The organism is Nocardioides turkmenicus (assembly GCF_011045035.1).
GTDB lineage: Bacteria > Actinomycetota > Actinomycetes > Propionibacteriales > Nocardioidaceae > Nocardioides > Nocardioides turkmenicus.
This window is the reverse complement of the sequence record NZ_JAALAA010000003.1, coordinates 195,684-209,540: the sequence shown is the minus strand read 5'-3', so window position 1 is coordinate 209,540 and position 13,857 is coordinate 195,684. Positions and strand designations below refer to the sequence as shown.

Annotated in this window: 12 protein-coding genes; 6 read left to right on the top strand and 6 right to left on the bottom strand. The window is 69.7% G+C overall.

The features are described from left to right. Positions 1-19: 19 nt before the first annotated feature. Genes G5C66_RS04825 through G5C66_RS04810 form a run of 4 tightly spaced genes read left to right on the top strand, consistent with a single transcriptional unit; the run spans position 20 to position 5,137 of the window. Positions 20-1,798: a 3-hydroxyacyl-CoA dehydrogenase family protein gene (locus tag G5C66_RS04825; RefSeq protein WP_165109824.1), complete on the top strand. Its 1,779-nt coding sequence runs from the start codon at positions 20-22 to the stop codon at positions 1,796-1,798. 40 nt (positions 1,799-1,838) lie between these two features. Then, complete coding sequence (locus G5C66_RS04820) at positions 1,839-2,594, top strand: hypothetical protein (protein ID WP_165109823.1); 756 nt, start codon at positions 1,839-1,841, stop codon at positions 2,592-2,594. Between the two features lie 32 nt (positions 2,595-2,626). Continuing rightward, entirely contained in the window at positions 2,627-3,418 is a 792-nt protein-coding gene (locus G5C66_RS04815; protein ID WP_165109822.1) for an alpha/beta fold hydrolase, read from the top strand. Positions 3,419-3,445: 27 nt separating this feature from the next. Continuing rightward, the gene (locus G5C66_RS04810; RefSeq protein WP_165109821.1) at positions 3,446-5,137 is read left to right on the top strand and encodes an NAD(P)/FAD-dependent oxidoreductase; all 1,692 of its coding nucleotides are present in this window, start codon (positions 3,446-3,448) and stop codon (positions 5,135-5,137) included. Positions 5,138-5,158: 21 nt separating this feature from the next. Here G5C66_RS04810 and G5C66_RS04805 read toward each other — a convergent pair whose 3' ends face one another. Together G5C66_RS04805 and G5C66_RS04800 are read right to left on the bottom strand one after the other, a co-directional pair. Then, positions 5,159-5,821, bottom strand: a complete 663-nt coding sequence (locus G5C66_RS04805) for a response regulator (protein ID WP_165109820.1) — start codon at positions 5,819-5,821, stop codon at positions 5,159-5,161. After that, on the bottom strand, positions 5,818-6,765 hold the full coding sequence (locus G5C66_RS04800; RefSeq protein ID WP_241248236.1) for a HAMP domain-containing sensor histidine kinase: 948 nt from the start codon (positions 6,763-6,765) through the stop codon (positions 5,818-5,820). The genes G5C66_RS04805 and G5C66_RS04800 overlap by 4 nt, the downstream gene beginning before the upstream one ends. A 101-nt stretch (positions 6,766-6,866) precedes the next feature. On the opposite strand from G5C66_RS04800, the gene G5C66_RS04795 reads away from it, so the two are divergent. After that, the gene (locus G5C66_RS04795) at positions 6,867-8,153 is read left to right on the top strand and encodes an ArsB/NhaD family transporter (RefSeq protein ID WP_165109818.1); all 1,287 of its coding nucleotides are present in this window, start codon (positions 6,867-6,869) and stop codon (positions 8,151-8,153) included. Here G5C66_RS04795 and G5C66_RS04790 read toward each other — a convergent pair. Beyond that, positions 8,135-8,686, bottom strand: coding sequence for a CGNR zinc finger domain-containing protein (locus tag G5C66_RS04790; protein ID WP_165109817.1), 552 nt, complete (start codon positions 8,684-8,686; stop codon positions 8,135-8,137). The two genes, G5C66_RS04795 and G5C66_RS04790, sit on opposite strands and share 19 nt — an antisense overlap. Positions 8,687-8,724: 38 nt before the next feature. Between G5C66_RS04790 and G5C66_RS04785 the strand changes: the two genes are divergently transcribed. Continuing rightward, positions 8,725-9,687, top strand: a complete 963-nt coding sequence (locus G5C66_RS04785) for an EamA family transporter (protein WP_165109816.1) — start codon at positions 8,725-8,727, stop codon at positions 9,685-9,687. 61 nt (positions 9,688-9,748) lie between these two features. Here the strand turns inward: G5C66_RS04785 and G5C66_RS04780 are convergent, their stop codons facing one another. From G5C66_RS04780 to ccrA, 3 genes are all read right to left on the bottom strand, one after another. Continuing rightward, positions 9,749-10,948 carry an AI-2E family transporter gene (locus G5C66_RS04780; protein ID WP_165109815.1) on the bottom strand — a complete coding sequence of 400 codons (1,200 nt, stop codon included), beginning with the start codon at positions 10,946-10,948 and terminating at the stop codon, positions 9,749-9,751. Beyond that, positions 10,945-12,111: a coiled-coil domain-containing protein gene (locus tag G5C66_RS04775; RefSeq protein WP_165109814.1), complete on the bottom strand. Its 1,167-nt coding sequence runs from the start codon at positions 12,109-12,111 to the stop codon at positions 10,945-10,947. Before G5C66_RS04775 ends, G5C66_RS04780 begins: the two co-directional genes overlap by 4 nt. A gap of 319 nt (positions 12,112-12,430) precedes the next feature. Beyond that, positions 12,431-13,771, bottom strand: a complete 1,341-nt coding sequence (ccrA, locus tag G5C66_RS04770; protein WP_165109813.1) for a crotonyl-CoA carboxylase/reductase — start codon at positions 13,769-13,771, stop codon at positions 12,431-12,433. Positions 13,772-13,857: the final 86 nt, after the last annotated feature.

Here is a 13,857-nt window from a genome sequence, read left to right as displayed (position 1 = left end):
ACCGTGGCAGGATGCGGGCATGAGTGAGCGCACGATCGAGACAGTCGGAGTCGTCGGCCTCGGCACCATGGGGGCCGGGATCGCGGAGGTGTTCGCCCGCAACGGGTTCACCGTCGTCGGGGTGGAGCGGGACGAGGAGGGCCTCGAGCGCGGCAAGGCGCACCTGGCGCACTCGACCGGCCGCGCGGTGAAGCGCGGCAAGCTCAGCGAGGAGGAGCAGGAGGCGCTGCTCGGCCGGATCTCCTTCGCCACCGACGCGACGGCGCTCAAGGACGTCGACATGGTCGTCGAGGCGGTCGTGGAGTCGCTGGAGCTGAAGAAGTCGATCCTCGCCACCCTCGACGAGATCGTCGCTCCCGAGACGATCCTGGCGACCAACACGTCCTCGCTGTCGGTGACCGAGATCTCGACCGCGTCCAAGCACCCCGGCCGCGTCGTCGGCGTGCACTTCTTCAACCCGGCCCCGGTGCAGAAGTTCGTCGAGATCGTACGCACCGTGGTGACCGAGCCCGACGTGCTCGAGGACGCCCGCGAGGTCGTCGGCAAGCTCGGCAAGTCGCCGGTGGTCTGCGGTGACCGCGCCGGGTTCATCGCCAACGCGCTGCTCTTCGGCTACCTCAACCACGCGGTCTCGATGTTCGAGGGCCACTACGCCACCCGCGAGGACATCGACACCGCGATGCGGCTGGGCTGCGGCTACCCGATGGGCCCGCTGGCGCTGCTGGACCTGATCGGTCTGGACACCTCCTACGAGATCCTCGACACGATGTACCGCCAGGGCCGCGACCGCCTGCACGCCCCCGCGCCCATCCTCAAGCAGATGGTCACCGCCGGGATGCTCGGGCGGAAGTCGGGTCGTGGCTTCTACACCTACGAGGCCGCCGACTCGCCCGTCGTGGTGCCGGACGCGCTCACCCCGAGCGCCGACGCCACCCACGAGCTGCGGCGTGACATCGCCAAGGTCGGCGTGGTCGGGACCGGGACGATGGCCTCCGGGATCGTCGAGGTGTTCGCCAAGGGTGGCTACGACGTGACGTACGTGGGGCGTAGCCCCGACAAGGTGGCCAAGGTCGGCGAACGCATCACCAAGAGCCTCGACAAGGCGATCGGCCGGGGCAAGCTGGACGAGTCGGAGAAGCCCGAGATCCTCGGCCGGCTCACCGGCACGACCGCGCTGGACGACCTGGCCGACGTCGACATCGTGGTGGAGGCCATCGCCGAGGACCTGGCCATCAAGACCACGCTCTTCGAGAACCTCGACGACATCTGCAAGCCGGGCGCGATCCTGGCGACCACGACCTCGAGCCTGCCGGTCATCGAGCTGGCCAGGGTGACGAAGCGGCCAGCCGACGTCGTCGGGATGCACTTCTTCAACCCGGCTCCGGTGATGAAGCTGGTCGAGGTCGTCTCCACGGTCACCACGGCCGAGGAGGTCTCCGAGACCGTCCGGGCGCTGTGCGCGAAGGTCGGCAAGTCGCCGGTCTCGTGCGGCGACCGCGCCGGCTTCATCGTCAACGCGCTGCTGTTCCCCTACCTCAACGACGCGGTCAAGATGCTCGAGGCCCACTACGCCACCGCCGACGACATCGACACCGCGATGAAGCTCGGCTGTGCGCTGCCGATGGGCCCCTTCGAGCTGCTCGACGTGGTCGGCAACGACGTCTCGCTCGCCATCGAGCGCGAGCTCTACCTCGAGTTCCGCGAGCCGGGCTTCGCGCCCGCGCCGCTGCTGGAGCACCTGGTCACTGCGGGCTACCTCGGTCGCAAGACCGGCAAGGGTTTCCGCGACTACTCCTGAGCGGGACGGTCCCGACCACCGTGGCAGTACGCTGAATGACGTGGGACTTCTGATCGCACTTCTCATCGTCGTCGCGGTGATCGGGACCGTGGTCGTGACCAGCAGGCGCTCGCAGGCGCGAGCGCTGGAAAAGCAGCGCGCCGAGCTCGAGCCGGTCAAGCAGCTCGCCTTCGAGGACGTCACCGCCTTCGGTGAGGAGCTGCAGAAGCTCGACCTCGACATGGCCGGCAAGGAGCTCGACGAGGGCGCCAACGCCGACTACCAGCGGGCGCTGGACGAGTACGAGACCGCCAAGCGCACCGTCGACAAGATGACCTCGCCTGACGACGTCAAGCAGATCACCACGATCGTCGAGGACGGCCGCTACGCGATCGCGTGCGTGAAGGCGCGGGTCGCCGGCGAGCCGCTGCCGAAGCGCCGCCCGCCGTGCTTCTTCGACCCCCGCCACGGGCTCTCGGTCGAGGACGTGGAGTGGGCGCCCCCAGGTGGCGTGCCCCGTGACGTACCCGCCTGCGCGCTCGACCTCGAGCGGATCCGGGCCGGTGCCGAGCCGGACAGCCGCAAGGTGATGGTGGGCAACGAGCGAGTGCCCTACTGGCAGGGCGGCCCGGCCTACCAGCCCTACGCCCGTGGCTACTTCGGCTCCTTCGGGCCGATGGACTGGATGTTCGCGGGCATGATGTTCGGCGCGTTCGGTGGCTTCGAGGCGATCGGTGAGATCGGCGAGGGCATGGGCGAGGCGATCGGCGGCTTCGGCGAGGGCCTCGGGGACATGTTCGACGGCTTCGACTTCTGAGCAAGTCGACAGCGCACGTACGATCCTCGCTTGTGACTGACCTGCACACGCTCGAGCTCGGCGAGACCGGCAGCCGCGTCGTCTTCCTGCACGGGCTCTTCGGCCAGGGACGCAACTGGAACACCCTCGGCAAGCAGCTGGCCGACAAGCACCGGGTGACGCTGGTCGACCTGCCCCACCACGGCCGATCGCCGCAGCCCGACACCTTCGGCTACCTCGACGTGACCGCCGCCGTCGCCGAGCTGCTCTCTGCTGATGACGGGGCCGACGACCCTGCGACCGTGGTCGGTCACTCGATGGGCGGCAAGGTGGCGATGCTGCTCGCGATCACCCGCCCCGAGCTGGTCGCGAAGCTGGTCGTGGCCGACATGTCGCCGGTCGTCTACGAGCGCGTCGGCGGCTTCAAGACGTACGTCGAGGCGATGCAGGGCCTCGACCTGAGCCGCATCACCCGGCGCGAGGAGGCGGACGCGGGGATGCAGGAGGCGGTCCCGGACCCGACGATCCGCGGCTTCCTGCTGCAGAACCTGCGCCGCGACGGCGAGGGCTGGCGCTGGGCGATGAACCTGGACGTACTCGGCCGTGACCTCGACCGCATCGGCGCCTGGCCTGCCGAGGAGCTGAAGGCATACGACCCCTACGACGGGCCCGTGCTGTGGCTGGCCGGCGAGCTGTCGAACTATGTCGCCGACGAGTACGCGCCGGCGATGAAGGAATGGTTCCCGCGCTACCGCAAGGTGACCATCAAGGGCGCCGGCCACTGGGTCCACTCCGAGAAGCCGGAGACGTTCCTGGCGGCCCTGCGCCAGTTCCTCGGCGACTGAGCCACCGCGGCGTCTACGCTGTGCGGCATGGAGCGTGACAAGCCGGTCATCGTGCTGGTCGGCGGCGAGCACGCCGAGGTCATCGAGCGGGAGTTCCGGGCCCGGTACGACCGTGACTACCGGATCGAGCCGGTCGTCGGCTTCACCGCCGGCCTCGACAGGACCCAGGAGCTCGTGGCCGAGGGTGCGCAGATCGCGATGGTCGCCGTCGAGCACGTGCTCGACGAGGGCACCTCGATCGATCTCCTCCGCCGCGTACCGGGCATCGTGGCGACGGCACGCCGGGTCGCCCTGGTCTCGTGGGAGGACTTCACCGGTGCTCTCGACGACCTGCGTGACGCGGCGCTCGAGCGCGAGATGGACACCTACGTCCTCATCCCGCGCGGCCCGCGGGACGAGGAGTTCCACACCGCACTGATCGAGCTCCTCTCGGAGTGGGGCTGGTCGGTGGGCAGGCCCCTGGTGACCGTGACCGACGTCGTGGCCGAGCCGGGCGATCGGGACGCGGCGGCGATCCGCGACCTGCTCGAACGCATGGGTTTCCCGCTTCGCGCGCTCGAGCCGAGCGACGACGAGGCGCAGGAGATCATCGAGGCCGCCGGCCCGGGGGCACAGCTGCCCCTGGTCCATACCTTCACGGGCCGGGTGGTCTCCGGGGCGACGACGGCGACGGCCGCAGAGGCCATCTACGGCGGGTTCGACGACATCCCCGAAGGTGTGATCGCCGACGTCGCCATCGTGGGCGCCGGGCCGGCGGGCCTCGCAGCGGCCGTCTACGCGGCGTCGGAGGGTTTGGCGACGGTCGTCGTGGAGCGCGACGCGATCGGCGGCCAGGCGGGCTCGAGCTCGATGATCCGCAACTACCTCGGATTCCCGCGCGGCATCTCGGGCATGCGCCTCGCCCAGCGATCCCGCATCCAGGCCAGCCGGTTCGGCGCCCGCTTCTTCTCCGGGCGACCGGTGACCGGGATCGAGCCCGGTCCGGTCGACGAGCCCGAGCACCAGCACGTGCACGTACGCGGCGCGCAGTTCTGCGCGCGTACGGTCGTGCTCGCCATGGGCGTGACCTATCGACGGCTCGGGGTGCCCGGCGTGGACGACCTGGTCGGTGCGGGCGTCTACTACGGCGCCGCGACGTCGATGGCGCGCGAGATGCAGGGCCGTGAGGTCTTCGTGGTGGGCGGCGGCAACTCGGCCGGGCAGGCTGCCATCCACCTCGCCAAGTTCGCGAAGTCGGTGACGATCCTGGTCCGGCGGCACGACCTCGCGGAGACCATGTCGGCCTACCTGGTGCGCGAGATCGATGCGACGTCGAACATCCAGGTCCGGCCCCGCACGATCGTCGCCGACGGCGGCGGTGAGGGCCAGCTGGAGTGGCTGAGGTTGGAGAACCTGGACACCGGCGAGGAGACGAAGACGTCCGCCGACGGCCTCTTCTGCCTGCTCGGAGCGGAACCCGACTGCGCCTGGCTGGCGGAGGGGGTGGCTCTCGACGAGCACGGGTTCGTCCTGACCGGCCGCGACGTACCACGCGAGCACTGGATCGACGGGAGCCCGCCCGCGAGCCTGGAGACGACGGTGCCGGGTGTGTTCGCCGTCGGCGACGTACGTGCCGGGTCGATGAAGCGGGTCGCGTCCGCGAGCGGCGAGGGCGCGTCGGTGCTCCCGCTGGTGCACGCGCACCTGGCGCGGCTGCGCGCCCAGGAGTTCGGCGCCTGAGCTCGGGCACCGGTAGGAGCCTCAGGGCTCGATCAGACCTGCCCTGATCGCGTAGCGGGTCACCTGGGTGCGGTCGCGCAGGCCCAGCTTGGCGAGGATGTTCTCGCGGTGGCGCTCGACGGTCTTGTAGGAGATCGTCAGCTCGCGCGCGATCTCGCGGGTCGAGTGACCCTCGGCGATGAGCTTGAGCACCTCGTCCTCGCGCTCGGTCAGCACGGTGCGCGGCAGGCTCTCGCCGCGGTTGAGGCGGTCGAGGTAGTCGCGGACGAGCGCGCTCATCGCGCCGGGATAGACGAACGCCTGCCCCCGGATCGCGGTGCGGCACGCCTTGACCAGGTCCTCGTCGGCGACCGACTTGAGGACGTAGCCGCTGGCGCCGACCTTGAGCGCCTCGAAGAAGTACTGCTCGTTGTCGTGCATCGAGAGCATCAGCATCTTCGGTGGCGTACGCATCCGGGCGATGCCGCGCGCGGCCTGCAGACCGGTCATCCGGGGCATGGCGACGTCGAGGATCACCAGGTCGACCTCGATGTCGCGCAGCGCGGCCACCGCCTCGGCGCCGTCGGCCGCCTCGGCGACCACCTCGAGGTCGGGCTCGGCGTCGAGGATGAGGCGTACGCCGCGGCGGACCAGGGTGTGGTCGTCGGCCAGCAGGATCCGGATCTTCGGAGGCGTGGGGGTCACAGCGGCACCTCCAGGCGGACGGTGGTGCCACGTCCGGGGACGCTGGTCACCTGGAGATCGGCGCCGACGAGCAGGGCCCGCTCTCGCATGCCGCTGATCCCGGCGCCGGCCACCAGGTCGGCGCTGCCGCGGCCGTCGTCGGAGACGGTGAGGACGACCCGGTCGCCGATCTTGCACAGGGAGAGCTCCGCGGTGGCGGCGTGGGCGTGGCGGACGACGTTGGTGAGCGCCTCCTGGGCGACCCGGTAGATCACCAGCTCGCGGTCCTGGGGCAGCTCGGGCAGCCCACGCCCGATGGTGCGGCGTACGGTCGTGCGGCCCAGCGCGCCGACGTCGGTGGCCAGCGAGGCCAGGGCGGCGTGCAGGCCGAGGTCCTCGAGCACGCCGGGCCGGAGCTGCCGCGCCACGCGGCGTACGTCGTCGATGCCGGTGCGCGCGGACTCGCGGACGGCGGCCAGCTCGGGACGAACCTCCTCCGGCACCTGTCGCTCCAGCCCCTTCAGCCCCAGGAGTACGACGGTGAGCGACTGCCCGACCTCGTCGTGGAGCTCCTGGGCGATCCGGTGCCGCTCGGCCTCCTGCGCCGCGAGCGCCTTGGCATTGCTGGTGCTCCGCTCGGTCTCCAGCCGCTCGAGCATCGCGTTGTAGCTGGCCACCAGGCGGGCGCCGGCGCCCTTGCCGTGGGTCGGCAGGCGCTGGTCGGGGGAGAGGTGGTCGACCGAGTCCATGGTGCGGATCACCCGGTCGATCGGCGCCAGGCTGCGCAGCAGCAGGAGCGCGTTGAGCGTCGCCATCACGACCAGCCCGACCGCCAGCACCACCGCCTCCGAGGCCAGGACGCGCTCCGAGACCCGGGCCGGCGACAGCGCCAGGACCAGGGTGCCGACGCAGAAGACCGCCCAGTTCGTCAGGCAGACCCGCCAGAAGAGGGGCAAGTGACTCATGCCCCAACCCTGACATGTCATCTGGCCTGGACTTATGGGTGGCAGCACCCATTCGGATCGAGTCTCCGGTCGCGGAGAGTCGACGGCATGGAGCTCAACGCATGATCGTGTACGCGGCGGTGGCGATCTTCATCGTCACCTACGGCCTCATCGCCACCGAGCGCGTCCACCGCGTCGCTGCCGCCCTGGGCGGCGTCGCCGCGATGGTCGCGATCGGGGTCATCAGTGCCGAGTCGGCCTTCTTCAGCCACGAGACCGGTGTCGACTGGGACGTCATCTTCCTGCTCTTCGGGATGATGGTGATCGTCGGCGTCCTCAAGCAGACGGGGCTGTTCGAGTTCCTCGCGCTGTGGGCGGTCAAGCACTCCGGCGGCCGCCCGGCGCGGCTGGCGACCCTGCTGATCCTGGTCACCGCGGCGCTCTCGCCGATCCTCGACAACGTGACCACGGTGCTGCTGGTGACCCCGGTGACGCTGTCGGTCTGCGAGCGGCTGGGCCTGCGGCCGATGCCGTACCTGATCTCGCTCATCCTCGCCGCCAACGTCGGCGGCACCTCGACCCTGATCGCCGACCCGCCCAACATCATCGTGGCCAGCCGCGCGAACCTGACCTTCGACGACTTCCTGATCCACTCGTTGCCGCTGTGCCTGATCCTGCTGGTGGTGCTGATCGGGCTCGTACGCGTGCTCTTCCGCAAGGACCTGCGCGGCCACGTCGACCTGGACGGCCTGATCGAGCCGCCCGCCTCGGCGATCCACGACCGCGGGCTGCTCTACCGCTGCCTGGCCGTGCTGGCGCTGGTGATGCTCGCGTTCGGTCTCCACACCGAGCTCCACCTGGATCCGTCGCTGGTCGCGATGCTCGGCGCCGGGGCGATGGTGATCGTCTCCCGGACGGAGACCGAGGCGTTCCTGGAGGAGGTCGAGTGGTCGACCCTGGCCTTCTTCATGGCGCTGTTCGTGCTGGTCGGTGGTCTGGTCGAGGTGGGAGTCATCGGCTCGCTGGGCACCCTCGCCGCCGACCTGATGGGCGACAACGAGCTCGCCGGGGTCACCGGCCTGATGATCGGCTCGGCCGTCGTGGGCGGGTTCGTCGACAACATCCCCTACACCGCCGCGATGGTGCCGATCGTGGAGGAGATGGTCGCCGCGACGCCGTCCTCGGGCGCCGACAGCCCGCTGTGGTGGGCGCTCGTCTTCGGCGCGGACCTCGGCGGCAACACCACCGCCGTCGCCGCCGGCGCCAACGTGGTCGTGCTCGGTCTGGCCGCCAAGGCCGGCCACCCGATCAGCTTCTGGAGGTTCACCAGGTACGGCATCGTGGTGACGATCGTGACGCTGGCCGTCGCCTGGGTCTACGTCGCGCTGCGCTACTTCGTGCTGGCCTGACGTTCTCGATAAGCCGCGACCGCGTTGCGGTTGGTGCAGGTCGGCGAGCAGTAGCGCTTCGAGCGGTTGCGGGACAGGTCGACGACCACCCCGAGACAGCCGTCGTCGGCGCAGATCGAGAGCCGGGACAGCTCGTCGGCGCGGATGACGTCGACCATCGCCATCGCGGTCTCGACGGCGATCCGCGTCGCCAGCGGGGCGTCGGGCTCGGTGGCGTGGATGTGCCAGTCGTACGTCGTGTGCCGGACGAGCTGGGGCGTGGCCCGGTGCTCGGCCAGCAGCGCGTTGGTCAGCCGCACGGCCTCGTCGCGCTCGGCGGTGAGCAGGTCGCGCAGCCGGGTGCGGAGGGCGCGGACCTCCTCGAGCTCGGCGCGGTCGCGGTCGTGCCGCCCGGTGTAGTCGTACGTCACGAAGAACTCGTCCAGCGCCGCCACGGTCGCCAGCTCGTCGACCGAGCCGGGGGACAGGGCGAGGGTGTTCGCCAGCGCCGCGGCTGCCTGGAGGCCTACCTCGGTGTCATGGGTGAAAACCATGTTGACACATTACCGCGTCGCTGGGATCGTCATGTGTCATGACGACGTTGACCAATGACGAGGCGGTGCCGCAGAGCACGCAGAAAACGCCGCTGGTGGCTGCCGGACTGCTGATGGCAGTCCTCTCGGCGGTCACGTTCAGCCTCTCCGGGCCACTGGGCCGCGGCCTGTTCGACACCGGCTGGTCGACGGGAGGCGTGCTGGTCTTCCGCGTCGGCATCGGCGCCCTCGTGCTGGCCCCGTTCGCGGTGCGCGCGCTCGCCGGCCGATGGCGAAGCGTCGCCGCGAGTTGGCGGGTCGTGGTGGCGTACGCACTGCTGGCGATCGTGGTGCCGCAGTTCGCGTTCTTCTCGGCCGTGCAGTGGATGGCGGTCGGACCGGCGCTGCTGCTGGAATACATGGGCGTCGTGCTCGTCGTCGGGTGGATGTGGCTGCGCCACGGCGAGCGGCCCTCGCGCCTGACGATGGTGGGCGCGCTGGTCGCCATCGCCGGCCTCGTGCTGGTCCTCGACCTGGTCAGTGGCGCCAACGTGCACCCGTTCGGCGTGCTGTGGGGCTCCGCGGCCGCCGTGGGGCTGGCGGGCTACTACGTGCTCAACGCCCACTCCAGCACCACCCTGCCGCCGCTCGCGCTGGCCTGGCTGGGTCTGACCGGCGCGACGATCCTGCTCGTGCTGCTCTGCCTGATCGGGGCGATCCCATTCGCGATGGAGACCTCGCCGGTGGTCCTGGCGGGCCTGGAGATGCCTTGGTGGGGGCCGCTGATCGGCCTGGGTGTGCTCACCTGCTCGATCGCCTATGCCGCGGGCATCGCCGCCACCCGCACCCTCGGCTCGCGCCTGTCCTCCTTCGTCGGGCTGCTGGAGGTCGTCTCGGCTGTCGTCTTCGCCTGGCTGCTGCTCGGTGAGGCTCCCGGCCTGATTCAGCTCATCGGCGGGCTGGTGGTGCTTGCCGGGATCATCGCGGTCCAGCAGGGCGAGCAGTCGACGACCGCCTCCTGAAAGCCGAAGCGCCGCACGCGCCGGCTCGATCCGGTGCGTGCGGCGCTCTCGCAGGTCGTGGCTAGCGCTCGTCCTGGGCTCTGACGTAGACCTCGCGGATCAGCATCAGCACGGCGGCCGCCGTCGGGATCGCCAGCAGCGCGCCGACGACACCGAGGAGCGAGGCGCCGACGAGGGCGGCGATCACGGTGACGACGCCGGGGATGTCGACCGAGCGGGACATGACCCGCGGGTAGACGACGTAGTTCTCGAACTGCTGGTAGGCGATGTAGAAGACGACCGCGATGAGCCCGGTCTTCAGGTCGGTCGTCGCGAAGGTGATCGCGCAGACGATGACCGCGCCGATGGTGGCGCCGATCATCGGGATCACGTCGGTGATCATGACCACGAAGGCCAGGGCCACGGCGTACTCGCCCATCCCGATGACGAAGAGCAGCACCAGCGTCGACAGGCCGGCGCACAGCGCGACGATGAAGGCACCGGAGACGTAGCCGCCGATGCCGTCGAAGACCCGGTCGCCGAGCTTGCTGACCCGGTCACGGCGCGAGGCCGGGGCAAGCCGGTAGATCGCGTGCTTCGTCTGGTCGTAGGCGGCGATGAAGTAGAGCGTCAGGACGATGACGATGAAGGCCGTGACGAGCACGTTGATCACCGCCAGGCCGACGCCGAGCGCGCCGCCGAAGGCACTGCTGACGAAGTCGCCGCTGGCGACGTACTCCTGCACCTTGTCGAGGATCTGGTAGTCCTCGTTGAGCTGCTGGATGCGCTGGTTGCGCTGCAGCTCCTCGATCCAGCCGGGGACGTTGGCCGAGATCTTGGCGACCTGGTCGCTGATCACCGGCACCAGGGCGACGAAGAAGAGCGCGAGCGCGCCCAGGACCCCGAGGATGACGGAGATGACCGCCCACGGGCGGGGGAAGCCCCGCCGCTGCAGGAAGACCACCATCGGGTTGATCCCGGCCGCGATGAAGAGCGAGACCACCACCTGGAGGATCACGCTCCCCATCGTGGTGAGGAGGTTGCCCGCTGCGTAGGCCGTCAGCAGGCCGAGGCCGAGGAGCAGCCCGAAGAGGTAGGGAGAGTTGCGGTCGAACGGCGGTCCGGGCTTGCCGAACCGCTTGTCGCGCTCGCTCTCCTCCTCGGGCACCTCCTCGACGTCGATCGCGGCGTCGCTGTCGACCGCCGGGTCCTCGTGCGAGCCGGTCTCGGCAGGCGTCGAGTCAGGACCGTCCGTGGGACGGTCGGCAGCGGCCGCGTTCACCGGCTCTCGGACTTCGCAGTCTCGGGCTCGCGGATCGCGGTCTTCTCCGAGGGCTCGTCGTAGTCGTCGTAGTCGTCGAGATCCTCGTCGTCGACCAGGGTGACGCTCTCCTCGACCTGGTCGACCAGCTCGCCGTCGACGATGTCCTCGTCCTCGGTGGCCGGCTTCGGCGCCTCGAGCTCGGCCGGGTCCTCGGTCTTGCCGAACCCCGAGACCAGGTCGGTGAGCGAGGAGAGCTGAGCCGCGATGGCGTCGCGGCGCTTGGTCAAGCGGTCGACCTCGGCCTTGATGATCGCGAGGCCCTTCTCGGCCTCGACGGTCGCCGTGGAGGCGAGGTGGTCGGCCTCGGCGCGAGCCTTCGACAGGATCGCCTCGGCGTCGCGGCGGGCGCGGGAGACGATGCCCTCGGACTCCTTGGCCAGCTCGGCGCGCTGGTCGGCGACGTGCTGGGCGGCGATCCGGGCGCGCTCCTCGGCGTCGGCGGCGCGCGCCTCACCCTCGGAGACGATGCGAGCGGTCTCGGCCATCGCCTGGTCGTGGTGGTCGGCTGCCTCGCGCGCGAGACGCTCGCGCTCGACGGCGAGCATACGGCGGGCCTCCTGGACCTCACGGTCGGCGCCGGCGCGGGCCTTCTCGACCTCGCGCTGGGTCGACGTACGCAGCTGGGTGACCTCCTGCTGCACGGCGAGCCGGATCTGGTCGGCCTCGCGCTTGGCAGCGGCGAGCATCTCGTCGCTCTCGGCCTGCACCATCTTGCGCGCCTGCTGGACCTCCGACATCACCTTCTCGCGGTGGTCGTCGATCTCCTTGTAGTGCGTCGTACGCAGCGCCTCGATGTCACGCTGGGCGGACGCCTTGGTCGCGGCGGCCTCGCGCTGCGCGGCCTCGCGGATGACCGCGGCCTCCTTCTCGGCGGACTCCTTGACCGCCCCCGCCTCCTCCTCGGCCAGACGGAGCATGGCGCTCGCGCGGCCACCGAGGGAGGCGTAGGACGGGGCCTCGTTGCTCTGCGCGGCAGCTGCCTTGAGGTCGCTGACCTTGCGCTCGAGCTCGGCGATGCGCCGCTGGGCGTTGCGCAGGGCCGACTGGCCCTGACCGTTGGCCTGGAGAAGCTGCTGGACCCGAGCGTTCACCGTGCCGGGGTCGTAGCCACCACGACGCACGACCGGGAAGGCTGGGAGCGAGCCTGGAGCCGGTGGTGGGGAGGTGTGGCCGGAGCTGGGCGACCCGGATGCACCGGGAACCCGGGGGAGGACCTGTGTCTCTGTCGAGTCCTGTTCGGGGTTCTTCCGAGGCTCTGACGCCTCATTGAAGATGGACAGTCCCTCATTCGTCATTTGTGGCGGATTCCTCACACTGTAGGTCGTCTACGAGCTGCCTCTGCTCCCAAAGGGCAAGACTACGGCCGGTCGCCCCTCGCGCAAGGGGAGACCGGCCGTGAATCCAGTCTCAAACGGGATCTATTTACTGAGACCTCGAGTCTCAGATTCCCCGGAAGAGGTTGATCTTGTCGATGTGTGCGGCCCGCTTCTCCTCGTCGAGCACGCCGAGGCCCTCCTCGGGAGCCAGGCAGAGCACGCCGACCTTGCCCTGGTGCTTGTTGTGGTGCACGTCGAGCGCGGCCTGACCGACCTCCTCCAGGGTGTAGGACCGCGACAGCGTCGGGTGGATCTTGCCCTGGGCGATGAGGCGGTTGGCCTCCCACGACTCGCGGTAGTTCGCGAAGTGGCTGGAGATGATCTTCTTGAGGTTCATCCACAGGTAGCGGTTGTCGTACTCGTGCATGTAGCCCGAGGTCGACGCGCAGGTGGTGATGGTGCCGCCCTTGCGGGTCACGAACACCGAGGCGCCGAAGGTCTCGCGGCCCGGGTGCTCGAAGACGATGTCGATGTCCTCGCCGCCGGTGAGCTCGCGGATGGCCTTGCCGAGGCGCAGCCACTCCTTCGGGTTCTGCTGGGTGCCGTCCTCGTTCCAGAACTTGAAGTCCATCTCGGAGCGGTTGATGACCATCTCGGCGCCCATGTTGCGCACGATCTTGGCCTTCTCCTCGTTGGAGACCACGCAGACCGGGTTGGCGCCGCCGTTGAGGGCGTACTGCGTCGCGAAGCCGCCGAGGCCACCGGAGGCGCCCCAGATCAGGACGTTGTCGCCCTGCTTCATGTTGCCGCCGTTGGCGGAGACGAGCTGGCGGTAGGCGGTGCAGTTGACCAGACCGGGGGAGGCGGCCTCCTCCCAGGTGAGGTGCTCCGGCTTCGGCATCAGCTGGTTGGCCTTGACCATGGCGACGTCGGCGAGGCCGCCGAAGTTGGTCTCGAAGCCCCAGATGCGCTGGGACGGGTCCATCATCGTGTCGTTGTGGCCGTCGGGAGCCTCGAGCTCGACCGAGAGGCAGTGGGCCACGACGCGGTCGCCCGGCTTCCACTTGGTGACGCCCGGGCCGACCTTCAGCACGACGCCGGACAGGTCGGAGCCGACGACGTGGTAGTCGAGGTTGTGGCGGGCACCGAGCTCGGACTCCTTGCCGTAGCGCTCCAGGAACCCGAAGGTGGAGACCGGCTCGAAGATCGAGGTCCACACGGTGTTGTAGTTGATCGCCGACGCCATCACCGCGACGAAGGCCTCGCCCGGCCCGAGCTCGGGGAGGGCGACGTCCTCGACGTGGAGGGACTTCCGGGGGTCCTTCTCCTTGGTCGCGACGCCCTCGAACATGTCGACCTCGTCCTTGTGGACGGTGGCGGCACGGTAGTGGTCGGGGATCTCGAGGTTCGCGAACTCCTCGCCCGGCGTATCGCCGGCGAGGATCGCGTCGAGGATGTTCTGCATTGGTCGGCTCCTGCGTCGTCGTAGGGGTCGCGGTTGGGCTATTTCGCCGGACATTACTGGTGAGTAACCGTTAACACCAGCCTGAT

Excerpts from the sequence above, each read along its gene's own strand:
- G5C66_RS04825 (WP_165109824.1), top strand. The coding sequence starts at position 20 with ATGAGTGAGCGCACGATCGAGACAGTCGGAGTCGTCGGCCTCGGCACC.
- G5C66_RS04810 (WP_165109821.1), top strand. The coding sequence starts at position 3,446 with ATGGAGCGTGACAAGCCGGTCATCGTGCTGGTCGGCGGCGAGCACGCC.
- G5C66_RS04800 (WP_241248236.1), bottom strand. The coding sequence starts at position 6,765 with ATGAGTCACTTGCCCCTCTTCTGGCGGGTCTGCCTGACGAACTGGGCG.
- G5C66_RS04795 (WP_165109818.1), top strand. The coding sequence starts at position 6,867 with ATGATCGTGTACGCGGCGGTGGCGATCTTCATCGTCACCTACGGCCTC.
- G5C66_RS04790 (WP_165109817.1), bottom strand. The coding sequence starts at position 8,686 with ATGGTTTTCACCCATGACACCGAGGTAGGCCTCCAGGCAGCCGCGGCG.
- G5C66_RS04785 (WP_165109816.1), top strand. The coding sequence starts at position 8,725 with ATGACGACGTTGACCAATGACGAGGCGGTGCCGCAGAGCACGCAGAAA.
- ccrA (WP_165109813.1), bottom strand. The coding sequence starts at position 13,771 with ATGCAGAACATCCTCGACGCGATCCTCGCCGGCGATACGCCGGGCGAG.